Annotated in this window: 22 protein-coding genes and 2 pseudogenes; 14 read left to right on the forward strand and 10 right to left on the reverse strand. The window is 62.3% G+C overall.

All coding sequences use genetic code 11. The features are described 5' to 3' along the window. Nucleotide 1 precedes the first annotated feature (1 nt). Nucleotides 2–457 carry a phage minor head protein gene (locus FJW04_RS23280; protein WP_140716961.1) on the reverse strand — a complete coding sequence of 152 codons (456 nt, stop codon included), beginning with the start codon at nt 455–457 and terminating at the stop codon, nt 2–4. Between the two features lie 881 nt (nt 458–1,338). Here FJW04_RS23280 and FJW04_RS23285 point away from each other — a divergent pair. After that, the gene (locus tag FJW04_RS23285) at nt 1,339–2,811 is read left to right on the forward strand and encodes a protein adenylyltransferase SelO (protein ID WP_140717148.1); all 1,473 of its coding nucleotides are present in this window, start codon (nt 1,339–1,341) and stop codon (nt 2,809–2,811) included. A 597-nt stretch (nt 2,812–3,408) separates the two neighbouring features. On the opposite strand, the gene FJW04_RS30460 is transcribed toward FJW04_RS23285, so the two are convergent. Beyond that, nucleotides 3,409–3,750 carry a hypothetical protein gene (locus tag FJW04_RS30460; RefSeq protein ID WP_246674005.1) on the reverse strand — a complete coding sequence of 114 codons (342 nt, stop codon included), beginning with the start codon at nt 3,748–3,750 and terminating at the stop codon, nt 3,409–3,411. A gap of 1,701 nt (nt 3,751–5,451) precedes the next feature. Next, on the reverse strand, nt 5,452–5,763 hold the full coding sequence (locus tag FJW04_RS30045) for a hypothetical protein (RefSeq protein WP_181173034.1): 312 nt from the start codon (nt 5,761–5,763) through the stop codon (nt 5,452–5,454). 323 nt (nt 5,764–6,086) lie between these two features. Here FJW04_RS30045 and FJW04_RS23305 point away from each other — a divergent pair. Continuing rightward, nucleotides 6,087–6,754, forward strand: a pseudogene (locus FJW04_RS23305) (IS5 family transposase). A 275-nt stretch (nt 6,755–7,029) separates the two neighbouring features. Here the strand turns inward: FJW04_RS23305 and FJW04_RS23310 are convergent. The 4 genes from FJW04_RS23310 to FJW04_RS30050 all read right to left on the reverse strand — a co-directional run bounded on the left by FJW04_RS23310 (nt 7,030) and on the right by FJW04_RS30050 (nt 8,947). Then, nucleotides 7,030–7,278, reverse strand: a complete 249-nt coding sequence (locus tag FJW04_RS23310) for a DUF768 domain-containing protein (RefSeq protein ID WP_181173035.1) — start codon at nt 7,276–7,278, stop codon at nt 7,030–7,032. Nucleotides 7,279–7,512: 234 nt separating this feature from the next. Beyond that, complete coding sequence (locus tag FJW04_RS23320) at nt 7,513–7,743, reverse strand: hypothetical protein (RefSeq protein WP_140716969.1); 231 nt, start codon at nt 7,741–7,743, stop codon at nt 7,513–7,515. A gap of 403 nt (nt 7,744–8,146) precedes the next feature. Next, on the reverse strand, nt 8,147–8,350 hold the full coding sequence (locus FJW04_RS23325) for a hypothetical protein (RefSeq protein WP_140716971.1): 204 nt from the start codon (nt 8,348–8,350) through the stop codon (nt 8,147–8,149). Between the two features lie 447 nt (nt 8,351–8,797). Beyond that, nucleotides 8,798–8,947 carry a hypothetical protein gene (locus FJW04_RS30050; RefSeq protein ID WP_181173036.1) on the reverse strand — a complete coding sequence of 50 codons (150 nt, stop codon included), beginning with the start codon at nt 8,945–8,947 and terminating at the stop codon, nt 8,798–8,800. Between the two features lie 124 nt (nt 8,948–9,071). Here FJW04_RS30050 and FJW04_RS30470 point away from each other — a divergent pair. Next, nucleotides 9,072–9,702: pseudogene (locus FJW04_RS30470) on the forward strand (LysR substrate-binding domain-containing protein). A 613-nt stretch (nt 9,703–10,315) separates the two neighbouring features. On the opposite strand, the gene FJW04_RS23345 reads toward FJW04_RS30470, so the two are convergent. After that, on the reverse strand, nt 10,316–11,218 hold the full coding sequence (locus FJW04_RS23345; RefSeq protein ID WP_140716973.1) for a GNAT family N-acetyltransferase: 903 nt from the start codon (nt 11,216–11,218) through the stop codon (nt 10,316–10,318). Nucleotides 11,219–11,458: 240 nt separating this feature from the next. Between FJW04_RS23345 and argE the strand changes: the two genes are divergently transcribed. The 6 genes from argE (at nt 11,459) to FJW04_RS23375 (ending at nt 18,036) form a co-directional block, all read left to right on the forward strand. Next, the gene (argE, locus tag FJW04_RS23350; protein ID WP_140716975.1) at nt 11,459–12,583 is read left to right on the forward strand and encodes an acetylornithine deacetylase; all 1,125 of its coding nucleotides are present in this window, start codon (nt 11,459–11,461) and stop codon (nt 12,581–12,583) included. A gap of 12 nt (nt 12,584–12,595) precedes the next feature. Then, the gene (locus FJW04_RS23355) at nt 12,596–13,519 is read left to right on the forward strand and encodes a glyoxylate/hydroxypyruvate reductase A (protein WP_140716977.1); all 924 of its coding nucleotides are present in this window, start codon (nt 12,596–12,598) and stop codon (nt 13,517–13,519) included. Nucleotides 13,520–13,542: 23 nt separating this feature from the next. Further along, entirely contained in the window at nt 13,543–13,896 is a 354-nt protein-coding gene (locus tag FJW04_RS23360; protein ID WP_140717150.1) for a cupin domain-containing protein, read from the forward strand. Between the two features lie 147 nt (nt 13,897–14,043). Next, the gene (locus tag FJW04_RS23365) at nt 14,044–15,507 is read left to right on the forward strand and encodes an aldehyde dehydrogenase family protein (protein ID WP_140716979.1); all 1,464 of its coding nucleotides are present in this window, start codon (nt 14,044–14,046) and stop codon (nt 15,505–15,507) included. A gap of 10 nt (nt 15,508–15,517) precedes the next feature. Beyond that, nucleotides 15,518–16,561, forward strand: a complete 1,044-nt coding sequence (locus FJW04_RS23370; RefSeq protein ID WP_140716981.1) for a tartrate dehydrogenase — start codon at nt 15,518–15,520, stop codon at nt 16,559–16,561. A gap of 17 nt (nt 16,562–16,578) precedes the next feature. After that, on the forward strand, nt 16,579–18,036 hold the full coding sequence (locus tag FJW04_RS23375; RefSeq protein ID WP_140716983.1) for an NAD-dependent succinate-semialdehyde dehydrogenase: 1,458 nt from the start codon (nt 16,579–16,581) through the stop codon (nt 18,034–18,036). A 35-nt stretch (nt 18,037–18,071) separates the two neighbouring features. Here the strand turns inward: FJW04_RS23375 and FJW04_RS23380 are convergent, their stop codons facing one another. Beyond that, nucleotides 18,072–19,346 carry an FAD-binding oxidoreductase gene (locus FJW04_RS23380; protein ID WP_140716985.1) on the reverse strand — a complete coding sequence of 425 codons (1,275 nt, stop codon included), beginning with the start codon at nt 19,344–19,346 and terminating at the stop codon, nt 18,072–18,074. 16 nt (nt 19,347–19,362) lie between these two features. Next, nucleotides 19,363–20,031 carry a haloacid dehalogenase type II gene (locus FJW04_RS23385; protein ID WP_140663699.1) on the reverse strand — a complete coding sequence of 223 codons (669 nt, stop codon included), beginning with the start codon at nt 20,029–20,031 and terminating at the stop codon, nt 19,363–19,365. On the opposite strand from FJW04_RS23385, the gene FJW04_RS30055 reads away from it, so the two are divergent. From FJW04_RS30055 to FJW04_RS23405, 5 genes are all read left to right on the forward strand, one after another. Next, nucleotides 20,030–20,170, forward strand: a complete 141-nt coding sequence (locus FJW04_RS30055) for a hypothetical protein (RefSeq protein ID WP_181173042.1) — start codon at nt 20,030–20,032, stop codon at nt 20,168–20,170. The genes FJW04_RS23385 and FJW04_RS30055 overlap by 2 nt on opposite strands. Before the next feature lie 181 nt (nt 20,171–20,351). Then, entirely contained in the window at nt 20,352–21,191 is an 840-nt protein-coding gene (locus FJW04_RS23390) for a GNAT family N-acetyltransferase (protein ID WP_140716987.1), read from the forward strand. Between the two features lie 13 nt (nt 21,192–21,204). Beyond that, entirely contained in the window at nt 21,205–22,578 is a 1,374-nt protein-coding gene (locus FJW04_RS23395; protein ID WP_140716988.1) for an aspartate aminotransferase family protein, read from the forward strand. Between the two features lie 237 nt (nt 22,579–22,815). Then, nucleotides 22,816–23,538, forward strand: a complete 723-nt coding sequence (locus tag FJW04_RS23400) for an HAD-IA family hydrolase (protein WP_140663704.1) — start codon at nt 22,816–22,818, stop codon at nt 23,536–23,538. 63 nt (nt 23,539–23,601) lie between these two features. Continuing rightward, nucleotides 23,602–25,212, forward strand: coding sequence for an ABC transporter substrate-binding protein (locus FJW04_RS23405; protein ID WP_140716990.1), 1,611 nt, complete (start codon nt 23,602–23,604; stop codon nt 25,210–25,212). Nucleotides 25,213–25,237 lie beyond the last annotated feature (25 nt).

Below are 25,237 nucleotides of genomic sequence, written 5' to 3' on the forward strand. Positions count from 1 at the left end.
GTCACGAAAACCCCTTGATGACCGGTTTGCGGACGCAACGGCAACCGGGCTCCTCGCCAGGCCGGATGAAGCGCTTCACCGCCGGGTCATACCAACCAGTCGAAATCTTGTAGCGGATCTTTTCGCGGCCAGCCTGGACATGCGTCGGGCGAGGTTCTTTCCCGCCGCCGCTGTGGTGCCATTCGGCTTCGTCGATGCCGAGTTCCAACTGGCGTGCGGTATTGAAGGCCGCCGTCGCCTTGTTGTTCTGGTCGAGCGCGATGAAGGCCGCGCGCCGCTTCGTGATGCCCGAGTAGCGCTCCAGCTCAACCACCAGGCCGGCAAGATCGCGGCCGGTCTGCACCGACCGCATGACCGCGCCTTCCACCTGGTCGAAATACTGCGACGGGATCGACTTGATCAGCGACACGTTGGCGTTGACCGTCGCGTCGACAACGTCGCGCATCGCCGCCGTCATCTTGAACTCGACCGAGATGCCGCCATCGCGAAGGATCTTGCGGAGCGCCTGGCTCGATCCGCAAACTCGCTGTGCAGTGGACCAAGCGCTTCGACGTGGCTTCCGTTGCAGCTGGGCGACTATTTCGCGCTCTCGGTGGAAAAGCGATCGGATCGCCGCAGCGCTTCCGCCGGCGTCTCATCCTGCGCCATACGGGGCGCGTATTGGCCCGGTAGGAGGCTTTCAGCCAGTAGATCACGCTCTGGCTTCATGGCCTAGATCAGCGCGGTCACCTTGCCCCTGTAGGCGGATTCAATCCCGGCGTTGGCTCGGACGGGGCGAAGCACCTTTTCGTTGCGCTTTGCGGTCCGTCGGCTTTGCAGGCTGGACATCGCGATCCCTCAGCGTCTCGGCGATCTCGTGATCGTCGGGCGCCTGTGCTTTGAGCATTTCGAAGAGGTTGGAACTCAAACCGTGATCTCGCAGACCGGTACCTCAAACCGATGCGCCCGAGTTCGCTTACCACCACCATCTCACGTGCCTTCGGCAACCGATCGCGCCGACTGGGACCGCTCGAGGCGCGGTACGACAATGCGTTGAGAATGCGATCATTGGACGGTGGCCTGGACTTTGAAACATTGGCTCTCAGCTGCTCGGCGGGATGTTCGGGTTGCTGCGACCGTGTTGGGGCAGCATGCTGGTCCCAGGCCTCGCCTCGGGTTGTTAAGGGCCGGTTTGATTCCAACTCTTATCCGGTGCCGAGCCGAGGATCCGATGGCACCAGCGACGTTGCGTCCCTATATCAACGAATGCCCCCCGAACGGGGCCGACCGGCCCCTTCACTTGAGAGCCAGCTCGCCGTGACCTTGCCTGCCACTGCTGAACAATCCCGAGGCACCCAGATGCAGCTTCCCGCCCTGCGCAACAGCTATGCACAATTGCCCGAGCGCTTCTTCGCGCAAACAGGTCCGCAGCCGGTGTCCGAACCTCGGCTGATCCGCTTCAACCGACCCCTCGCCGAGGAACTAGGGCTCGACGCCGACCAGTTCACCAGCCCGGACGGAGTGGAGATGCTTGCCGGCAGCAGATTTCCGGAAGGCCTGCAGCCAGTCGCCTTGGCCTATGCGGGCCACCAGTTCGGTAATTTCGTGCCTCAGCTCGGCGACGGTCGCGCCCTCCTGCTTGGCGAAGTGGTGGACGTCAACGGCATCCGCCGCGACATACAGCTGAAGGGTTCGGGGCCGACGCGGTTCTCGCGCAACGGTGACGGCCGCGCCGCACTGGGTCCTGTCCTACGTGAGTATGTGGTCAGCGAAGCGATGGCGGCGCTGGGCATCCCGACGACGCGAACCTTGGCGGCGGTACTCACCGGCGACCCCGTGCATCGCGAGGTCCGGCTGCCCGGCGCCGTGCTGACACGAGTGGCGGCAAGCCATATCCGGATCGGCACCTTCCAATATTTCGCCGCGCGCCACGACACCGAGGGGCTCAAGATCCTCGCTGACTATGCCATTGAGCGTCATTTCCCGCAATTGTCAGGGCAAGCACGGCGGTACCGCGCTTTGCTGGACGCCGTGGTCACAGCACAAGCGGATCTGGTGGCGCGCTGGATGCTGGTCGGCTTCATCCACGGCGTCATGAACACCGACAACATGGCGATCTCGGGCGAGACCATCGACTATGGCCCATGCGCCTTCATGGACGCCTATGACCCCGGCTCGGTGTTCAGCTCGATCGACCGCGTCGGCCGCTATGCCTATGCCAACCAGCCTCGCATCGCCAAATGGAACCTTGCGCGCCTTGCCGAGACGCTGCTGCCGCTCATGAGCACGGATGAGAATGAAGCCGTCGCAGAAGCCGAAGAGGTGCTGAGGTCGTTCCAGCCCTCCTATGAGGCCGTGTTGCGGCGCGGGTTCCGCAGAAAACTCGGATTGCTGACCGAGGCGGAGGCGGACCTGCAGCTCGCGGCAGATTTCCTCGATGTGCTGGCTCGCGGCGAAGCCGACTTTACCATCGGCTTTCGACGCCTAGGCGACGATCTCGACGCCTCGGAAGGTCAGGGCACGGCGCGGCAGCTGTTTAGGGATCCAGCCGCATTCGACGCCTGGTCGGTGCGGTGGCGCGAGCGGATCGCCAGTGAAACAGCCGATACAGCCACGCGCCGGGCGACCATGCATGCCGTCAATCCCAAATTCATCCCTCGCAACCATCGCATTGAGGCGATGATACAGGCGGCGCTGGGCGGCGACTTCACACCCTTCGATGAGATTCTGAGGGTCGTGAGCCATCCCTTCGATGAGCAGCCGGAAATGAAAGGCTATGCTGACCCGCCACGCCCGGATGAACGCGTCCTACAGACATTCTGCGGCACATGAGACATCCATGATGGCCATCTAACATGTGCAAATGCGGAAGCCCTTCTCGCATGCTACCGTCGAGGCTGTTTTCGGAAGGGTCCGACCTGTGACAATTATAGAATTAGCATTCGAATTGCTGGCACGGAAGCTAGTAGACCACACTGGAATATCCGATGAAGATGCTCGTGACCTTGTCGCAGCCATGGGCGCTGACTGGTCATCGCTCGTGCGAGCAGCGAGGGTGATGAAAGAGATTTAGGTCTTTCCGTCTTTCGGCAATTAGCCGCAGGCCATGAAAAGGCCGATCCTCCCGATCCGGTACCGGATAGCATTCTTTTGGCCGCTGCAAAGTTGCTGGCGGGTTCCGGCAAAGATTGCAGAGGAGTGATGGAGGCCGATGCAGCGCCCGAGAGCTATCGCCTGCCCCAGTCGCGGACGCCACCAGCGTGATCGCGTCGAAACAGGCGCCGGCAAGTTGAGCCTTTACTCTTGATCCAGCACCCTCCAGAACCTCTCCATGCCGCAAGGTGGCGGGCTTTTCGAGTTGGACTTGATCGGCACCGCCCCACGCCGTACAAAAGGTCGTCGCGTGGCCGCGCCGCATTCAGTCCGTTCCTATGACCCGCGCGCCTGGGGCTTCAGATAGACTGCCAGGCAACAACTACAGATCCCCAGTCCGACGATCGGGTAGCTCAATGCCAAGATAGCGGCGAGCCCAAAAAGGCTGAGCGTAATCATGGCACGTAGGCGCATGAGCCGTCGCACTTGTGGTGACACCTCCTCCTCTGGCAACGGATCAATGAGTTCGCGGATCAACAATAGATATGTCAGGTTAACCAGGAAGAATACGGTCGCATAGAAGGCGACCGGCTGCGGTGCCAACTCGCTTACGGCCATCCATGCCGTGGCCAGGGGGAGCAGCGAGACTGAGAACAGGTGCGCGAAATTGTACCACATTAAGGATGCCGTGCTCTCTTTCGCGTAGCGCAAGAGATGATGGTGGTTCGCCCAGACAATCGCAATGAAGAGATAGCTTACACCGTAGCTAAGCCAGGTTTCCCATATGCCAGAAGGGCTTTGAGAGCCGGCACTTCCGGCGGGCGAAGGTCCAAAACTAGAACTGTGATCAGTACGGCGAACACGCCATCGGAAAATGCGTTCAGCCTTTCCAGGCCAGGTGAAGGTAGCACGTGCGTCCCCATTTTATTCCTGAGCTAATGCTAACCCATTCCAGTCGCTGCTCAATAGACACCCCGGCTTCATTGGCCCAAGGACCCCCCTCGCCGCCATTACTCTAGTTGCGCGGCTGGCAATTTTGCCCGGTCCTTCGTCGTGGTATCTCGATCCGCAATGACACGAGACAGTCGCATGCTGATTATCAAGGTTGCGGTCGTGGTTCTTTCTTTGTGGCGGCCGCCGAGCTGGTGATCGGGTAGTGGTCAGTCCGAAATTCAGCCCCGATCACAATATGCGCTCCGGTCCAGCCTTATCGACAGGCACTGCGCTTGCTTGAGGAGGCCCAGGCAGAAACCTGCCGGCAATCCGTCGCGTTCGCAGCCTTTGTCAAAGCCGCAAGAGATCAGGACATGGTTGTTGTTTCTGATCAGCCGAGTGAGGCCCTCAAGCGCCTCGACGCTGGCAAGCTCGATCTGCGACCAAGATTGCCAGTTGCCGCGCTCGGTTTGAGCAACAAGCGCACAGCGCGTCCAGCCTGCGAGGCAAGCCCGCGCCCCTCGGCAGAAAAGCGCGGGCCGACCAAGTTTGCCCTTGGCCAGCAGCGCGGAGGGACGTCGGAGTGCGCTGCGTTGGCCCAAACTTGCATTGAACCAAGCTGTTCCCGCAAAGCAAAAAAGGCCGCCGTTGGGAGCCCGCGGTCAGGTTAGAAGTGTCGCGGCAAAAAGCCACCCGTACCAAGCCGGGCGACCGAAAGCAAATGTTAGACTGCCCTAATGGATGATTCGAATGTTGGGCGACCGTGGCCTATCAGGTGCGAGAAATCTTGTCGGGGCGAATGCTTGCCGAGTATCACGTCGAGGCCAGCACCTCTTTCAGAGCCGCCGAGCAGGCTACAGGGCGCCCGCTGACGCTTCACAGATGGGGTGAGTATTTCCTTGAAGTGACAGACGAGCGGAGCGGGCGAGTATCCACATATCAGTACGCCGACTTGCCCTACTTAGCAGTTCGAGTTGTGGGGACAAGTATCAATAAGAAAGCTCGCCACCAGACAGGCAGCGGGCGGGTGGTAACGCTAGACCTTTTCCGTTAGCCGGTCGGTCCGGTGTGACCGTCGATGAATAAGTTCGGGCCGTAGCGGACAAACGTTCACGCTTGGTCAGAACGGGCTTCGCGTATGTTTTCTTCATCGCGCAGCTCACACCTTGCTCGGGCGGATACGGGAACGAGCTGATAGATTCCAACGCACTCTCGCTGACTGTTGAGCGACGTCTCGCGATAAATTTCAATCCTTACTGGGAACCATCATCAAATGTTAATCGTTGACCGCGCCGAAACGGGGAGGCGACGATGCAGGGGACAGTGAGAAGCCGCCGCAGGCCAGCCTTATCGAAAGGCTTATCCGAGAGACCGGGATTAGCGAGGCGCAAGCCATAGAGCTTGTCCTTTTGCTGGGAAGAGAGTGGAGTTCGCTAGGTCGTGAACTCATAAATGCGGAATGGCCGAGATGGGTGGAGTGCCGCCATCGTCGGGCTCAGTCCATCGAACGGCCGTTTTCCCCATAGACAGGATGTCGCCACGGAAGTCCGCCTTCACCCTGATCGATTTCGCGTCGTCAACTTTCAGGGCGGCCTCGACGACTGTGGCTAGCTCTTCGTAGCGCTTCCTATCCTTTGCGAGAGTCGGGTGATGGTCTTCTGGCTTCAGAGTGCCATCATCGTGCGCCGATCGCCACCGCAACCAGAGATGCCATTGCTCTTTGACGGCAGACAGTTGTTCGTCACTGATCGGGCTCAATAGGAGCGTATCCGCCCAGTCATCCTGATCTATATCCCATTCGCGATATAGGTATGCGGGAACCTTTAATAGTCGGCGATCCCCTTCAAGGGTCGATCATAGAAGTCATGAACAGTGTGAACGGCGTCCCACTCGTCGGCTCTAATGGAATTCATCTACCGGCCTTATAGCTATGCCTTCCTCGGCAATGGATCATTCTTTCAATTGACGCTTTCATATCACGCCAGGTTCTGATTCAGAATCATTATGAGCCGATATGACCTTAGCGACTTCGAATGGCGCGTGATCAAGCCGCTTCTCCGCGTGTAGACGACCGACGTGTAATGAATGGCATCTTCTGGGTTCTGCGCTCCGGTGCGCCGTGGCGCGATATGCCCGAGCGCTACGGCCCACGAACCACCTGTTGCAACCGCTTCGTGCGATGGCGGAAGGCGGGCGTGTGGGACCGGCTGATGGATGCCATCACCTCCGCGCACGACGGTGACATCCAGATGATCGACAGCACCTCCGTTCGCGCCCACCAGCAGGCCGCGACGGCAAAAAAGGGGGGCCAGATCACTGTCTCGGTCGATCGCGCGGCGGGCTCACGACGAAAATCCACGTCGTTGTCGATGCGCAAGGACTTCCCATCCGGCTCGGCCTGACCGCCGGACAGGCGCATGACAGTCAGATCGCAGATCAACTGCTCAACCACCTCAGCCCCCGCACCATCGTGCTGGGCGACAAGGCCTACGATGCGGATCGCATCCGCTCCTTGATCGAGGAGCAGGGTGCAACGCCCAACATCCCACCTAAAAACAATCGGCGCTGGAAGCCGTGCTTCAGCAAACGGCTCTACCGCGAGCGTAATCTGATCGAGCGCTTCTTCTCCAAGCTGAAACACTTCCGCCGCATCGCCACCCGCTACGATAAGCTCGCCGCCAACTTCCTCGCTATGGTCCAGCTCGCCTCAATGCGCCTGTGGCTGCGTGCTTATGAGTCTACGGCCTAGTTCGCGAAGCGAAACTCCTTCTGGGCAAAAAATAGCATGCCAGCCAGTTATGATTGTACAGGCGAGGCCGGCTGAAAAAGCCCGCCAGCCAGAGCCAGCGGGCAGTCACTTGGGAAGGCTGAAGTAGGCGGCCCGCGCCCGAACCCGCGGTCTGATATATGTTCCACGGCTAAATTAGCTTGCCATCAGTCCCGGTCCGTGTGCCTCGATCCGGGAGTGCTTCGGAGCCGCGGGCGCGGTGGAAACAGGTCAACCCGGCAACTGGGCCGTCCACATCAATCGCTTGAGGAAGGCGCAGGCCGCACAGGCCCGGTGGCATTCCACTGGATGGCCAAGCTGCCATCACGGTGCTGCATCGCCTGCAGAATGACTTCGAAGACGCTGCCGACCTCGTCGGTGATCTCCACCGGGTCGATGCCGTCGCGCTCGGCCGCTCGCATCGCCTCGCTGGCGAGGTCGCTCGCCGCGATCGGATCGTCCGTTTGGCAGATGCTCTGCCATCCACCGGTCGAGGAAATTGGCACCGCGAGTGCTCATCGGGGCATAAGCCGCCCGGACACATTAGGTTCCGCTTATCCTTCCAGTCGCCGAAGAGCGGCCTGCGCGGATTTCAGGTTTTCGAGTAAGCTTTCAAGCAGCAGCTCGTCCTGCTCTGTCGGCCGCCCACTCCCCCTCCCGCTTCAATATCTGATCTTGGATGGACAAGGCGACGGATGCTCTTTAATCTCCATTCTGGACTCATACTAGAACAACAGGGACTAGCCATGCCCCCACGGCTGGGTAGCGTCCATGGTGGAGGCTAGCTGCTTGGTGTCCCACCGCCTAAAACCGCGTTCAATAAGCAGAACGATGCATATCCCGATCGCGATATACATCCCGGCGCGTGCTACGATGCTGCGCAGGTCACCGTTGAAAATCATGTACAAGATATGGCCGAGGAAGACGCCAACCGCCCCGCCGCGTCCATAGCCTATGATCTTCTGATTCATGACCTGCACCATATCAGTGCCTCTCCGTTTTGCCTGCGGCTGGGGTAGCGCCACTTAATCGCCCTCAGAGGTGCCGGCCTGTATCGCCGACAAGAATCGCCTCTGCTGGCTTGAACGCAAAAAGCCCGCCGGCGGGAGCCAGCGGGCAAGCCACTTGGGAAGGCCGCGGGAGTGGTGCGGCCAGCTCCCGAACCATGGTCGCAGCCAGATGTTCCGCAGCCCTTGAAAGAGCCCGCCGCCTTTCCCCAGGGGGGGTTCGTTGTCTTCGGCGTTTGTGGCGCCCTCTGCGCGGATGCACGCTCGACGACTGCGCGAAATCTGTCGGGTCGCTTCGAGTCCTGGCCTTAGGCGTGCGCTCAAAGGAGCCGTTTCAATTGCTTTGTGCACGTGACAATATAGTCTCCTAGGGGTGCCGCGCTTTTGCTGCCGATACTGCGGCAACCTTCTTATTCTCACGTCTAGCGCTTGCTCGCTGCCGCGCCGCTGCGATCATCTCGCTCTTCGTCGTAGGGAACCCAGCAAGGCCGTACGCATTCACAATCGAGCCGAAGCGCTTCGTGAAAACCTTGCATTTCGGCAGGCCGCTGGCAGCGTTGATCAAAGCCATCGTGACGAATCCAAATTCGGCATGCAGTCGGCGGACGCCGTCTAGAAGTTCATCATCTGAGTAGTATTTGCCCCGTAGGCCAGTTGGCGGGCACTCAAAACCAACGGCCCTGTAGGCGGTCAGGAGGCTGCCGAAGTGCGCGGAATAGCATGCGAGGATGGTGTGTAGCGGCACTCGTTGATAGTATCTTGTGAGAGCTTCTTTTTAGATCGGAAGAGCCGCTTCAGCTTCTTCAGCATGTCCGCTTCCTGCAAGGGATAGATCCGTTGCGAACGAAGCTCCCGCTGCGCCCGAGCAAACGTTTTGGGAGCCACTATAGGTTCCATCACCTTGCATAATGAACTTCAGGCGCATCAACTCACTCCGGCAACCGTCAACTCAATAAGCTTTAGCTAAAATAGTTCCGGAACATTTAGCATGGCGGATGTTGCGGGCCGCATGACAAAGCTAGCCGACCTTGGCCCTCCGATTCCCGGCAAACTGCACGGAGAGCAGCACCTCGATGAGCATCTTCACTTCTAGAACTGCCCGCATTGCGGTCAGCGGGTCGATCAACGCGATCTGCGGCAAGTCTTCTGGCATGAGCGGCCTGGTCATGAACCGCTGGAGCCTGAGGCGAAGGTGATCGAATTTCCTAAACGGAAATCCAGCGAGGACGGAAATCCATGATGGGTGCGAGTCAGTCGGCCAAGCTGCCATCGCGGTGCTGCACTTGCGGCGGATGGCGGCGGACATCCAGCAGTTGGAGGCGGGTCGGCTAATCGTTGGCGCTTACCCGGCGCTAGCCAGTTATGTGCTACCCCGCTTTGTCGGGACGTTCGCCCGATGCCACCCCAAGCTGCGGCTGTCGCTGGAGCCGGAAGCTTCCGTACGGATCGCTGAGCTCGCTGCCAGCAAGCAACTCGACATTGGCTTGATGACAATGCCGGTGGTCGACCCGGCGACCACCTGCTCCCATCTTTGAGACGGCTTCGGTCTGCGTACTGCCGACGGGACATCCCTTGAGCGAGAAGGATGCGATCGAAGCTGCCGATATCCGCGATCGAAGCTTCATCGCACTTGGACGCGAGGACGGCTCGCGCCAAGCCATCGACCGCAGCCTCGAGAACGCGGGAGTTCGCGTCGAGGTGCGCTTCGAGGCTCATTATAGCGACGCCGCTTGTGCTCTCGTGGCTGAGCGGCTTGGCGTCTCCATCCTCGACAAGGTCAGCGGAACGCTCGCCATCAAGCCGTTCCTTCCCTACGTGGCCTGCCATGTCTACTTAACCCGCAGCCGCACGCATATGCCGTCCCTCCTCCAAGATCAGTTGGAGCGGGAGTTCCGCGTCTATCTGGAAGAGCACTTTTCGTAAAAACACATCAGCTGCTCAAATGTGCAGCAAAGGAAACGAGGGGTTGGCATCACCCTCGGGGGATGTCCCGTTTGGGGCGCGTATCAGGGTTCGTGCTGACGCGCTATCAGGAAGGCATATGTCCCGGAAGTGATGCCTCCCAAACTGTCCAAATGCCGAATCTCGTGTCCCGCTTTGTCCATAAGCGCGCGCAACTCGGGCTGAGACGTGACCCAAAAAAGTTCGAAAAGCTTCCAAAAACCCTAGTCGATGGCCAATTGTAGAACCGTCTGTCGTACGGCTCTCCGTTGGCTAGGGGTTCGTTCGGCTTTTGCAGTTCCTGATTCGTGCGGGCATATATCCGACCTGTAGGTGCGGCCATTCATGTGTCGCTGCCACAATGCCATCGCGCGGCTCAGGCCCAATCGTAAGCTCGCACTTGAGGTGCACGGCCCCAGTCGGTTTTCCTGATCCGGCGGTATCAACCGGCTTCGTGCGTTAGCTCCTGCCCGCACTTTCCAAACTCGTCAGTGATCGCTCGCCTTTGGCTCGGTTTATGCGATGAGCGGCTCCCTGTAGCGCTCGCCGTTCGCTGGACACGAGTCCCTAAGTGCACGGTTCGGGGGAGACTGAATTACCCAAGAGTTTGACTGGCGAGGGCATAGGTCACCGGTGCAACTGCGCCGTCGATGCCAAAATCGGAGAGGTGTTTGCCCAGAGACATGGTGAGCACCGTGTCGAAAACTGGCATTCCGCTGTGCGACAGAAAGGCAGCGAACTCGCCATTGTCCATGTGGGTGTCGATACGCAGGAAAGACCCCGCATGGTCGGCCACGTGCGGCCGGACGATCGCCACGGCGTCGGCGTCGCTTTCCGCCACGACCGGCCCCACGACATGGCCCCGTCCGAACGGCCGGCAGAGCGCGAATGCGTTCAGCTTATCGCCCTTGAAAAGACCATAGCCGGCCGAGTGTGCGAAAAGCTTCTCGATGAGCGCCGCCCGCCTCACGCCAAACCCTGCCGCGTCGAGCGCGATCACGGCGGGAATATCATTTTCGACTAAACTCCGGACTTCGCCGCGGGTATTTTCCTGCCCAACTGTCGTCTGCGCACGGACGATGCCCTGGCATTGATAAACGGTCTTCTCCGGCTGGAAGTCGAGCGAGAGATACAGCCGCCTTGCCGCGCGCGTTGCGTTGAGGCGCAAGTCGCGGCCGACGACCTTGTCGAAGACCCGCTTCATCAACCATTGCCCCGCCCCCAGCGTCTGGAGTCGCGGTGAGGTGATGACCATGCCCACGGTGGCGAAATCGGTACCATGGGCGAACCACATGGCCGAGCCGAGAACCCGGCCGATCTCATCGAGCGCCACCAACCCCTGCCCCGACTCACGCACGAATTGCCAATCCTCGGCGCGATGCGGCCACCCCACGGAGAGCGAGAGCGCGTGCAAACGGTCCAGTTCGACGTCTTCGATGTCGCCAATCCGCATCGAGAAGGTATCGATTTTCAAGCTTCCGGACGGCTTCAATTCCATGCCCCTGCAAGATTTCCGCAACCAGAGCGCCACGCACCGATGGCCACCCTCTGCCGCCAACGCTAAACGAGCAGACCGATACGATTTGCTCGAAAGCCGCGCAGCAACGCAAGATTCAACTGAAACATTTCAGCTTTCGGCACGCAATCGCGAAAGAACGCAGGCATCCTCTTTGGAAATCTGGCAGCATATGGTCGACGGCACCGATCCCGGCCAATCCGAAACGCTTTGAGGGCTGGAATGGACGTCTTCGACATCCTCGATCGTCTCGTCGCCTTTCCATCGGTCGCCGGCAGGCCGAACGGCGACGTCGCCGGCTGGATCGAGGCCTATCTCGCGGAACAGGGAATCCAGGTCACCGTGCTTCCAGGGCCGGAAGGCGATCGTTCCAATCTTTTCGCGACGATCGGCCCTGCCGATGGCCCGGGCTACATACTGTCCGGCCACATGGACGTTGTTCCCGCCAGCGACCCGCAATGGAGCTCGAGCCCTTTCGCGCTGCGCAAGGAGGGCGAACGGCTCTACGGACGAGGCACCACGGACATGAAGGGGTTTCTTGCCGCAGCACTCGCGGCCGCTCCCAGGCTTGCGGGACTGCGCCTTGCCAGGCCCATCCACCTCGCCTTCTCCTATGACGAGGAAGTGGGATGTCGCGGCGTGCCGCATTTGATCGCCCGCCTTCCCGAACTTTGCGCCAAGCCGCTCGGTGTCATCGTCGGCGAGCCGAGCGGCATGCGCGCCGTGCGCGGCCACAAGGGCAAGGCAGCCGCCCGCGTATCCATCAAGGGACGTGCGGGGCATTCCTCAAGACCCGATCTCGGCCTCAACGCCATCCATGCCATGGCCGCTGTGCTGGGCGCGGCCGTGAACGAGGCTGAACGGCTGACGCACGGTCCATTCGACCCTGCCTTCGAGCCATCCTATTCCTCGCTGCAAGCTGGCGTCGTCGCGGGCGGACATCAGGTCAACATCATCCCCGACACCTGCACGCTGGACCTGGAGGCACGCGCCATACCTGGCGTCGACCCGGCGAGCCTGCTGGCGCCTGTGAGGGCACGCGCAGAGGCTCTCGCGGCGGATGGCTTTCGCACCGAGTGGAGTCCGATGAGCGCCTATCCGGCGATGTCGCTGCCGCCGGACGCGCCACTCGCTGGACTGCTGCACGCCTTGACCGGCGAGGTGCCGCTTGCCGCCGTCAGCTACGGTACGGAGGCCGGACTTTACCAGGCCGCCGGGCTCGATGCGATCATCTGCGGCCCCGGCGACATCGACCGCGCCCACAAGCCGGACGAATACATCCTTGCCAGCGAACTTGCCGCCTGCCAGCGATTGATCGAAGCGCTGGGCGCCCGCTGCGCGGCTTGAAAGGGAACTGGAATGACATTCCTGTTCAATTCCGATGCGCGCCGCGGGGCGGTCTTCGCCGATGCCTTCGCGAGAGACCTGCCGGACGTCCCCTTGACGATGAATGCCGCAACGGTCAATCCCGACACCGTGCGTTACCTTATCAGTTGGACCGTGCCGGATAATCTCGCCCGCTACAGGAACCTGGAAATCCTGTTCTCCATCGGCGCCGGCGTCGACCAGTTTCGCCTCGATGCGGTGCCTGCGAAGGTGAAGATCGTGCGCATGATCGAGCAAGGCATCGTACGCATGATGCAGGAATATGTGACGCTTGCCGTGCTCGGGCTCCACCGCAACCTGCCTGGATATCTGGCGCAGCAGCGCGCCCGCGAATGGGCCGATATCGCGCAGCCGCAGGCCGGGTCGCGTCGGGTTGGCGTGCTCGGCCTCGGGCAGCTTGGCCAAGCCGTCCTCGATCGCCTGAAGCCCTTCGGCTTCCCGCTTGCAGGATGGAGCCGCTCGCCGCGGCGGATCGAGGGCGTGACCTGTCATCATGGCGAGCCCGGATTGAACGAGATGCTTGCGGCCAGCGACATTTTGATCTGCCTGCTGCCGCTGACCGAGGAGACGCGGGGTTTCCTCGATGCCGGCCTGTTTGCGAAACTGCCCGAGGGCGCGGCGCTCGTCCACACCGGCCGGGGGCCGCAGCTCGACCAGGAAGCCCTTGTCGCCGCACTCGACAGCGGCCACATTTCGGCGGCGATGATCGACGTCACCGATCCCGAACCGCTGCCGGCGGGCCATCCGTTCTGGTCGCATCCGAAGATCATTCTGACCCCGCATGTCGCCAGCGTCACCCAGCCCGCCAGCGCCGCACAGGCCGTTGTCGAAAACATCAAGCGTTACCGCGCCGGTCTTGACCCCATCGGGCTCGTCGACCGGTCGCGCGGCTATTGAATTTCAACATGAAAGGCTATCCCTTGTCCCTGCTCAAGACCGTCGATACCAGCCCTGCCTTCCAGCCGCGCGAATCCGGGGCGCTGCCCGAACGGCTGATGTCCGGCAACCCCGCCTTCAAGACCTGGGCTCAGGATGTCGCCAAGGGCGACCTCGTCCATACCGGCGTCTGGGAGGCGACGCCTGGCCAAACGCGCTCGATCAAGGGCGAGACTTTCGAGTTCTGCCACATCCTCTCCGGCGTGATCGAAATCACGCCCGACGGCGGCAAAACGGTGACCTACCGCGCCGGCGACAGCTTCGTGATGAAACCTGGCTTCACCGGGATTTGGAAGACCATCGAAACGGTCCGCAAGATCTACGTAACCGTGGGGTAGCGGGAGCGCGAGGGCGCCGGCCTCCGCAACAGATTTTGCCGTCTGTCATCGCCGGCACACAACAATCATCCGCGACCGATCGTCGAACGGTGCATGCTGCGCCAGAGCCCGCGCTAGGCTCCTGCAGAATATTCCAGAGTGGGTGCCATGGGCCTGAGCTTCGACCCGGATACCGTCTCCCTTCCCGTCGGCCATTTCATTGGCGGCGAGTTGATCGCGGCCGAGGGTGCGATCGAGATGCACCGACCGTCGGACGGCAAGGCATATGCCGCTTGCCCGGTGGCCGGCGTCGACATGGTCGACCGTGCCGTTGAAAGCGCCAACGCGGCGCTGAAGTCCAGCAACTGGGGCGGCGTTCGGCCGCGCGAACGGACGAAGGCACTCCAGGCCTGGGCCGACCTGATCGAAGCGGAAGCCGAAACGCTGGCCAGGATCGAGGCGCTGTGCTCCACCCGGCCTGTCGGCCAGCTCGTCGCCGGCGACATCGCGATAACCGCCGAGCAGATCCGTTTCTTTGCCGAATTTGCCGACAAGGAAGGCAGCGAGCTCGTGCCGACCGACGACGCCACTCTCGGCATGATCATGAGCGAGCCCTATGGCGTGGTCGGCGCGATCACGCCCTGGAATTTTCCCATCTCGATGGCCGGATGGAAGCTCGGTCCGGCATTGGCCGCGGGCAATGCGGTCGTGCTGAAGCCATCGGAGATGACGCCCTTTTCGGCAGTCTACATGGCGCAACTCGCCGTCAAAGCGGGCCTGCCGGCAGGGCTCATAAACGTGGTGCTGGGAGACGGTCCGACGACCGGCACGGCGCTGACCGGCCATCTCGATATCGCCAAGATCAGCTTCACCGGCTCGACCCGCGCCGGATCGGCAATCATGGAGAACGTGGCCCGCACCGGCGTCAAGCCGATGACGCTGGAACTCGGCGGCAAGAGCCCGCAGATCGTCTTTGCCGATGCCGATCTGGACAAGGCGGCAACGGCCGTCGCCGGCGGCGTCACTTTCAATGCCGGCCAGGCCTGCGTCGCCGGCACACGCCTGATCGTCGAGAGGAGCGTGGCCGACAGGCTGGCGGCCGCGATCCTGGAGAGGATGAAGGCTGTGCGCCCCGGCCCGACCTGGGACGAGGCAACGCAATATTCGCCTGTTATCTCGGAGCGGCAGCGGGCGCGTGTCGACTGCATCGTGCGGGCCGCGATCGACGCCGGCGGCGAATGCCTGACCGGTGGCGGCGTCATGGACAGCCCCGGCTATTTCTACCAGCCGACGCTGATCGCCGATGTCGACCAGGCCAATCCGGCGATTGTCGAGGAAATCTTCGGCCCGGTCCTGACCATTCAGACCTTCGAGACGGAGGAAGAGGCGCTGGCGCTGTCCAGCCATCCAACCTACGGGCTGGCTTCCGGCCTGTTCACTTCCGACCTGTCCCGCACGATCCGCTTCGCGCGCAAGCTTGAGGCGGGCACCGTCTGGGTCAATCGCTACAGCCGCTCGCGCGACCATATCCTGCCGACCGGAGGCTACAAGCGCTCCGGCATCGGCAAGGATCTCGGCCGCGAGGCCTATCTCGCCAACCGCAGGACCAAGAGCGTCCTGATCAGCCTCTAGAGAGATGCCGATGAAGTCCTATTCGATTGCCCTGATTCCCGGTGACGGCATCGGCAGCGATGTGACCGCCGCCGCCTGGACGGTGCTGGAAACGGTGGCCGGAAACTTCGGCTTTGCGCTGACCGGAACCGAGTTCCCCTGGTCCTGCAAATTCTTCAAGGATACCGGCCGCATGATGCCGCAGGACGGCATCGAGACCTTGCGCGGCTTCGACGCCATCCTGCTCGGCGCGGTCGGCTGGCCGGCGGAAGTGCCGGATTCCGTCTCGCTACACGGTCTGCTGCTGCCGATCCGCAAGGCGTTCGTGCAGTACGCCAACATCCGGCCGCATCGCCTGCTGCCGGGCGTCACGGGACCGCTGCGGGCGGAGAACTTCGACATATTGTGCATCCGCGAGAATACCGAAGGTGAATATTCTGGTGCCGGCGGGCGCGTGCATCAAGGCACGCTGGACGAGGTCGCCGTGGAGACCTCGATCTTCACCCGCGCCGGCGTCGAGCGCATCCTGCGCTTCGGCTTCGAGCAGGCGCGGGCAAGGCGAGGCAAACTTGCCTCCGTCACCAAGTCCAACGCGCAGAAATACTCGATGGTGTTCTGGGACGAGATCACGCGAAAGCTGGCCGCGGACTATCCTAATATCGAAGTCACCAGCTATCATGTCGACGCGCTTGCCGCGCGCATGATCATGGCGCCGGAGAGTCTCGACGTGGTCGTTGCCTCCAACCTGTTCGGCGATATCCTCACCGACATCGGCGCGGCAATCCAGGGCGGGCTCGGCTATGCCGCCTCCGCCAACATCAATCCCGGCCGCTCGGCACCATCCATGTTCGAGCCGGTGCACGGCTCGGCGCCCGACATTGCCCATCTCGGCATCGCCAATCCGGTCGCCGCCATCTGGTCCGGCGCCATGATGCTCGATCATCTCGGTGAAAAGGCAGCGGCCGACCGCGTCATCAAGGGGGTCGAGGCTGCAACCGCCAGAGGCATAGGCACCATTCCCGGCAAGGACCGGACCGAGGCCATCACGGCCGCCGTCGTCGCAGCGCTCACGTGATTGCAAGGTCGTATCCGATGAAAAACCTCAGAGACAAAGGCCTCTTCCGCGAAGCCGGCCTGATCGGCGGCGAATGGGTTGCTGCCGGCTCCGGCAGGACGGTCGACGTCATCGATCCGGCAACCCAGGTGGCGATCGGCACGGTGCCCGACATGGCCGGTCCGGAAACGCATGCGGCCATAGAGGGCGCGGCTGCCGCCTATGGGGACTGGAAGAAGAAAACCAACGCCGAGCGTGCTACGCTGCTGGAGGCATGGCATGGCCTGATGCTTGCGCATCTGGACGATCTCGCGCTGATCCTGACGACGGAACAGGGCAAATCGCTGGACGAAGCCAAAGGCGAGATCCGTTACGGTGCGTCCTTCGTCAAATGGTTCGCGGAGGAAGCGCGCCGCATCAATGGCCACACCATCCCCTCACCCACCTCCGACCGCCGCATCATCGTGCTGAAAGAACCGGTTGGCGTTTGCGGCATCATTACGCCGTGGAACTTCCCCAATGCGATGATCACCCGCAAGGTCGCGCCGGCACTGGCCGCCGGCTGCACGGTGGTGATCAAGCCATCCGAGTTCACGCCCTATTCGGCGCTGGCGCTCGGCGTGCTTGCCGAACGCGCCGGCATCCCCGCCGGCGTCATCAACATCGTCACCGGCATGCCCACGGAGATCGGCAACGAAATCATGGCGAACGAGGCCGTCCGCAAGATCTCCTTCACCGGCTCGACGCGGGTCGGCTCGCTGCTGATGCGCGGGGCCGCCGACAGCGTGAAGCGGCTCAGCCTCGAACTCGGCGGCAACGCGCCCTTCATCGTCTTCGACGACGCCGATCTCGATCTCGCGATCGAGGGTGCACTCGTCTCGAAGTTCAGAAACGGCGGCCAAACCTGCGTCTGCGCCAACCGCATCCTCGTCCAGTCCGGCGTCTATGAAGCCTTCGCCGCCAAGCTATGCGCCCGCGTCAACGCCATGACGGTCGGACCGGGCACGCAGCCCGGCGTCGCCATCGGGCCGATGATCAACATGGCAGCGGTCGAGAAGATAAACCGCCACGTCGAGGACGCGCTCGCCAAGGGTGCTGCGATCATCACCGAGAAGCCGGCATTGCCCGACGGTCCTCAATATGTCGCGCCGCTGGTGCTGACCGGCGCCACGAAAGAGATGCAGCTTGCCGGTGAGGAAACGTTCGGCCCGGTCGCGCCGCTTTTCCGGTTCGAGACGGAAGAGGAGGCGATCGCGCTGGCCAACGGCACGCCCTACGGGCTTGCTTCCTACTTCTACACCGAAAACCTGAAACGCGCCTGGCGCGTCGGCGAGGCGTTGGAGTTCGGCATGGTGGGGTTGAACACCGGCTCGGTTTCGATCGAGGTCGCCCCTTTCGGCGGCGTCAAGCTGTCCGGCCTCGGGCGAGAGGGCGCGCAGGCCGGCATCGAGGAGTATCTCGAGATGAAGAGCTTTCACATCGGCGGGCTCAGCTGAGGCAATTTTTTGCCCAAGCCGGGCCAGACCGGCGATCACTGAATCCGGTCGAGCGCCTTGTAGTAGAGGCCGACCATCGGCAGGAACCAGGGCTTGCCGGAGTAACCGGGAATGGACGGCCATTCGAGCCCCTTCATCGGATTGCGGTCCTCGCGGCCGAGCATGGCATCGGCCAGGATCATGCCGAGATGGGTGGAAAGCTGCGCACCGTGGCCGGAATAGCCCATCGCGAACCAGACACCGTCATGGTAGCCGGCGCGCGGGAAGCGGTCCTTGGTCATGTCGACCAGCCCGCCCCAGCAATAATCGATCTCGACCTTGGCCAGCTGCGGAAAGATCGCCGCGAGGCCTGCCCGCAAGATCTCTCCGCTCCTGGCGTCGGAGCGCTGGTCCGATGTCGCCGAAAAGCGCGCGCGGCCGCCGAAGATCAGGCGCCTGTCGGGCGAAAGCCGGAAGTAGTTGCCGATGTTCATCGAGGTCACGCATGTCCGGTTGCCGGGCATGGTGGCGGCGATCTCGGCGTCGCTCAACGGCCGCGTGGCGATGATGAAGCTGCCGACGGAGATGATCCGGCGGCGGAAATAGCCGAAATCAGGCGTCGTATAGGCGCCGGTCGCCACCAGCACATTATTGGCGCTGATCCGGCCACGCGAGGTGGTCAGCTCATGCCTGCCGCCGGCCTGCTTGCGGCCCGTCACCGCCGCGTTCTCGTGGATCACGGCGCCGTGGCGGGCGGCTGAAGTGGCGAGACCCGCGACATAGCGGCCCATATGCATCATGGCGCTCTTCTTCGACAGCATCGCGCCGTGGAAGGGTGAACCGATCTCGGACTTGAGATCCGCCGCCGACAGCAGCGCCGTGTCCGGATCCACCTCGGCGTAAAGGGCTTCGAAATTGCGGGCGATTGATGCAAAATGCTGCGGCTTGGAGGCGAGCTTCAGCTTGCCGGCGCGGCGGAAATTGCAGTCGATGCCTTCCTCCGCGACCAGCGCCTCTATGGTGTCGACGGAGTCGTCCAGCGCCCGGTAGAGCGCGATTGCGCGGTCCTTGCCGAGCTCCGCCTTGGCGGAGAGATAGCCGTGGGCAAGGCCGTTGTTGAGGTGCCCGCCATTGCGGCCGGATGCGCCCCAGCCCACCCACTCCGCCTCCAGCACGACCACCTTGGCGCCGGCCTTCGCCAATTGGCGCGCGGCGGCGAGACCGGTGAAGCCACCGCCGATGACGGCGGCATCGTAGTGCCCCTCGACCGGGCCTTGCGCCCCGCCGGAAAAGGCAGGGGCGGTGTCGTGCCAGTAGGAGACGAACTTCATCGGGAATCCGCCTGTTTCAGAGACCGACCACGCCTGCAAGACCCGAAATGTCCGATATTTCGACATAGCCGTAATACGGGTTGGCTGGTTCGTGGCCGCGATTGACCCAGACCTTGTTCTTGATGCCGAGGTCGTGTGCCGACATCAGGTCGTAGCGGAAAGAGGACGAACAGTGAAGAACGTCCTCGGGGCCGCAGCCCAGCCTGTCGAACATATACTCGAAGGCTTGAAAACGAGGCTTGTAGGCCTGCGCCTCCTCAGCCGTGTAGACGGCATGGAACGGCGCACCAAGCTTTTCGACATTGGACATGATCTGCGCGTTCATGGCGTTGGACAGGATGACCAACGGAATTTCCTTGGCGACCTTCGCCAGGCCGGCCGGAACGTCGGCGTGCGGCCCCCAGGTCGGGACGCGCTCATAGATCACTCTGGCATCGTCGGCGCTGAAGGCAACGCCGTTGCGCTTGCAGGCGCGCTCGAGCGCATTGTGGACGACATCGGCATAGGGCTTCCAGTCGCCCATGATCTCGTCGAGCCGATACGCCGCGAAATTCTTGATGAACTCCTGCATGCGCGGCTCATCGAGCCGGCTGCCATAGAGATCGCGCGCCGCTTCCGCCATCTGGAAAAAGGTCAACGTGCCGTAGCAGTCGAAGGTGATGTATTTGGGCCTGAAGGAAGCCATGTCCGTCGATCTCCGGTGGAAGCACATCCGCGCTGGGATGTATTTCATCATAGGGCCGCCGGTGGCGACCCACCTGACCGAAATCGCCCTCCCGAAAGCAGAAAGTTCCGTATCCACCCGCTGGTTTGGCACGCTGTAGCATCTGGCGTGCCGATCGCGGCGCCGCGATCGGCGTGAAACGCATCCGCCGCGGCCAGTGCCAGCACAAGATGCGGTGCACCGCTTGCGCTACGGCGAAAGATACCGCCGAAGCCGATGCCTTCAGATGATCTGCGGCGCGCCGATGGCCGAGACTTGGGCACTAAACGGAAGGATGCCTCATGCAGCAGGGCGAGATCGAACTCCAGACCTTCGGGCCGGACCATATCGAGGGCGCCGTAGCGCTTTCTCGCCAGGAGAATTGGCCGCATCGCCCGCAGGACTGGCAGATGGCGCTGCAGCTCTCGAACGGTGCGGTCGCGCTAAACGACCAGGGCCGCGTCACCGGAACCATCCTGGTAACGCCCTATGGCATGGATTGCGCCATGATCAACATGGTGATCGTCGACAGGACTGTGCGGGGCAAGGGGCTTGGTCGCCGGCTGATGGATCAGGCCTTCGCCCTTGCCGGCGACCGTCCGTTGCGGCTCGTCGCGACAGCGGACGGCATTCCTCTCTATGAAAAGCTCGGCTTCGTGCCGTCCGGTACGATCCGGCAACATCAGGGCAGCGTTTCCAAGCTTGGTGCGCCCGACGGCGTGGAAGCTGCGGACACCGCCGATCTCCCGGACATCAAGGCGCTGGACCGCGACGCCTACGGCGCCGACCGTGAAGCTCTCATCGATGCGCTGGCGGAGCGCGGCCAATTCGCCGTCATCCGCCGCAACGGCGCCATCGAGGCCTATGCCGCAATCCGCCCGTTCGGACGCGGCGAGGTGATCGGTCCGGTCATCGCGGGAAGTACCGACGAGGCTAAGGCCCTGATCGGCTTCTTTGCCGCGCCACGTCCCGGCGCCTTCCTGCGCGTCGATACCGGCAGCGGGACCGGCATCGCCGGCTGGCTGGAGGACATCGGCCTCGCCCATGTCGGCGGTGGCGTGGCCATGGACCGTCCACCCAAGACGAACATGGAACAGGCATGGCCAAGAGTTTACGCCCTCGCCAACCAGGCGCTGGGCTAGTCCGGAGGATAGAATGCTCGCCAATTCCCTGATCGAACTCGACCGCGCCCATCTCGTCCACCCGGTCTCTTCATACCGTGGTCATGAGGCGCAAGGCGTGCGCGTCTTGAAATCGGCGAAGGGGGCGACCGTGACCGATGCGTCCGGCCGGCAACTTCTCGACGGTTTCGCGGGACTGTGGTGCGTCAATGCCGGCTACGGCCACGACAGCATCGTCGAGGCGGCTGCCCGGCAGATGCGCGAGCTTCCCTACGCCACCGCCTATTTCGACCTCGGCTCTGAGCCGGCCATCCGGCTCGCATCGGAACTGGCCGAGCGCGCGCCCGGAGATCTCAATCACGTCTTCTTCACACTTGGCGGGTCGGACGCGGTCGATAGCACGATCCGTTTCGTCCGCTACTACTGGAATGCCAGGGGCGAGCCAAAGCGCGACCAGTTCATTTCCATCGAGCAGGGCTATCACGGCTCGTCGGTGGTCGGCGCGGGCCTGACCGCCCTGCCCGCCTTTCACGCCGGTTTCGGCATTCCCTTCGAATGGCAGCACAAGATCCCCTCCCCCTATCCCTATCGCAACCCGGTGGGCGAGGAAGGGAACGCGATCATCGCCGCATCACTCGCCGCGCTGAAGGCCAAGATCGAGGAGATCGGGCCGGAGCGGGTCGCTGCCTTCTATGCCGAGCCGATCCAGGGCTCAGGCGGCGTCATTGTTCCACCGAAAAGCTGGATCAAGGCGATGCGCGAGCTCTGCCGGGAATACGGCATCCTGTTCATCGCCGACGAGGTGATCACCGGCTTCGGCCGCACGGGACCCTTGTTCGCCTGTACCGATGAGGACATCGTTCCCGATTTCATGACGACCGCGAAGGGGCTGACCTCGGGCTATGTTCCCATGGGCGCCGTGTTCATGGCCGATCATGTCTACGACGTCATCGCCGATGGCGCGGGCTCCTCGGCGGTCGGTCACGGCTACACCTATTCCGCTCATCCCGTCAGCGCCGCCGTCGCGCTCGAAGTGTTGAAGCTCTATGAAGCCGGCCTTCTGGAGAATGGCATCAAGGCCGGCGCTCGCCTGATGGGGGGCTTGGCGGGCCTGAGGGACCACCCGCTCGTCGGCGATGTGCGCGGCCGCGGCATGCTTGCCGCGATCGAACTGGTGGTCGACAAGCGGAAGAAGACACCGCTTCCGGCGTCGGCCATGCCGGCGCGGCGCGTCTTCGACAGGGCATGGGACAATGGCCTGATCATCCGTGCCTTTGCGCATGGGGTTATCGGCTATGCACCGCCGCTCTGCTGCACCGACGGCGACATCGATGCGATCATCGAGCGCACGCGCCGGACGCTCGACCAGACACTGGAAGATCCCGACATCCGCCAGGCCCTGGCATGACGGCAGACCAATGCCCCGTGTTTCGAAATAGCGCCGGGGCAGACGATTTCGCAATTTTGTGCCGCCCCCTCGCGCCTTTTCGGCGAATCCAGCGCGGGGGAAGTGCCAGACTGCTTATAAGACAAGGCCAGAAAGCTTGGATTTCCGGGCCTTTGAAAAAGGCCGACGCCCCTGACAGCACGGAATTTTGTTCTGTTCAACACATGCAATTCGGCCGTACGCAGAGGAGACCCAGTCTTGGCCAGGGGCTTTAGCGAATTCAAATACATGACCTTCGATGTCGTCGGCACGCTGATCGACTTCGAAGGCGGGATAACGACCTGCCTGGCCGGAATCGCCGCCGAGGCCGGCGTTTCGCTCGATGGTGAGGAAGCGCTGAGCCTTTACCGGCAGGCCCGCTACATGCCCGATGCGAGCCTGTTTCCCGACGATCTCCTACGTGTCTACATGGTCATCGCGCCACGGCTCGGCCTGCCGGCCGAGGAGAAATACGGCATCCGCCTGCGGGACTCCGCCAGCGTCTGGCAAGGCTTTCCTGACAGCGCGGCGGCATTGGCCGAGCTTGCGAAATCGCACAGGCTGATCGCCATGACCAATGCCCGGCGCTGGGCGCTCGATCATTTCGAGAAGCAACTCGGATCGCCCTTCTTCGCCACCTTCACGGCCGACGATACCGGCACGGAAAAACCGGACCCGGCCTTTTTCCAGAAGGTCTTCGATTTCGTCGCCTCAAGGGGCGACAGCAAGGATGACATCCTGCACGTCGCGCAAAGCCAGTATCACGATATCGGCATATCCCGGGCGCTTGGCTTGACCAACTGCTGGATCGAGCGCCGGCATGCCCAGAAGGGCTATGGCGGCACGATCGAGCCCGAGCGCTTCACCGTGCCGGACTACCACTTCACCTCAATGGCCGCGTCGGCGTCGGCCGTACGGGAAAGCCTGAAGCAACGAACCTGAGCCCAAGCCCGGAAAGCCGCGTCAAGACGAGCAAGCCGGAAAACAAACAGAAAGGGGAATGATATGACCGACAAGATCACGAACTGGACCAGCGCAGACGATGCCATGGTCGAAAATGCCATTCGGCGGGGCGCGAGCCGCCGCGAACTCCTCAAGATGCTGTTGGCCGGCGGCGCCGCGGTTGCCGCGGGCAGCATGGTGCTTGGCCGCGCCACCAATGCCGTCGCCGCCACGCCGGTTTCCGGCGGCAGCTTCAAGGCCGCCGGCTGGTCGTCCTCGACCGCCGACACGCTCGATCCGGCAAAGGCGTCGCTGTCGACCGACTATGTCCGCTGCTGCTCGCTCTACAACCGCCTGACTTTCCTCGACAAGGATGGCGTCACGCAGATGGAGTTGGCCGAAAGCTTCGACAGCAAGGACGCCAAGACCTGGACGGTGAAGCTGCGTAAGGGCGTCACCTTCCACGACGGCAAGGCCCTCACCGCCGACGACGTCGTCTTCTCGATGAAGCGCCATCTCGATCCGGCGATCGGTTCCAAGGTCGCCAAGATCGCCGCGCAGATGACCGGTTTCAAGGCCGTCGACAAGTCCACGGTCGAAATCACGCTCGCCGATCCGAATGCCGACCTTCCGACCATCCTGGCGCTGCATCACTTCATGATCATCGCCGATGGCACCACCGACTTCTCCAAAGGCAACGGCACCGGCGCCTTTGTGCTGCAAACGTTCGAACCAGGCGTGCGGTCGGTCGTCACCAAGAACAAGAACTACTGGAAATCCGGCAAGCCCTACCTCGACTCGTTCGAATTCATCGCCATCAGCGATGACAGCGCCCGCGTGAACGCCCTGCTTTCCGGTGACATCAACTTCGCCGCCTCGATCAATCCGCGCGCGATGAAGCTCATCGGCGGCCAGCAGGGCTTCGAATTGTCGAAGACGACCTCGGGCAACTACACCGACCTCAACATTCGGCTCGACATGGATCCCGGCAACAAGGCCGACTTCGTGACCGGCATGAAATACCTCGTCAACCGCGAGCAGATCGTCAAATCGGCATTGCGCGGCCTTGGCGAAGCCGGCAACGACCAGCCCGTCTCACCGGCGAACATCTTCCACAATGCCGACCTCAAGCCGAAGGCCTTCGACCCGGACAAGGCCAAATTCCACTTCCAGAAGTCGGGCCTGCTCGGTCAGTCCATCCCCGTGGTCGCCTCCGATGCCGCGACCTCGTCGATCGACATGGCGGTGATCATCCAAGCCGCCGGTGCCGATATCGGCATGAAGCTCGATGTCCAGCGCGTCCCGTCCGACGGCTACTGGGACAATTACTGGCTCAAGGCGCCGGTCCATTTCGGCAACATCAATCCACGCCCGACGCCGGACATCCTGTTCTCGCTGCTCTACGCCTCCAACGCGCCCTGGAACGAAAGCCAGTACAAGTCGGAGAAGTTTGACAAGCTGATGATCGAGGCGCGCGGCTCGCTCGACCAGGCCAAGCGCAAGGAAATCTACGGCCAGATGCAGACCATGGTCTCCGAAGAGGCCGGCACCATCATCCCAGCCTACATTTCCAACGTCGATGCCCTCTCCAGCAAGGTGAAGGGTTTGGAGGCGAACCCGCTCGGTGGCATGATGGGCTACGCAATGGCGGAATATCTCTGGCTCGAAGCCTGAGAGGCGCCTGCCAGGGACCGGACAG

Origin of the sequence: Mesorhizobium sp. B2-7-3 (assembly GCF_006440715.1) — a bacterium.
In the GTDB taxonomy this organism is placed as follows: Bacteria; Pseudomonadota; Alphaproteobacteria; order Rhizobiales; family Rhizobiaceae; genus Mesorhizobium; species Mesorhizobium australicum.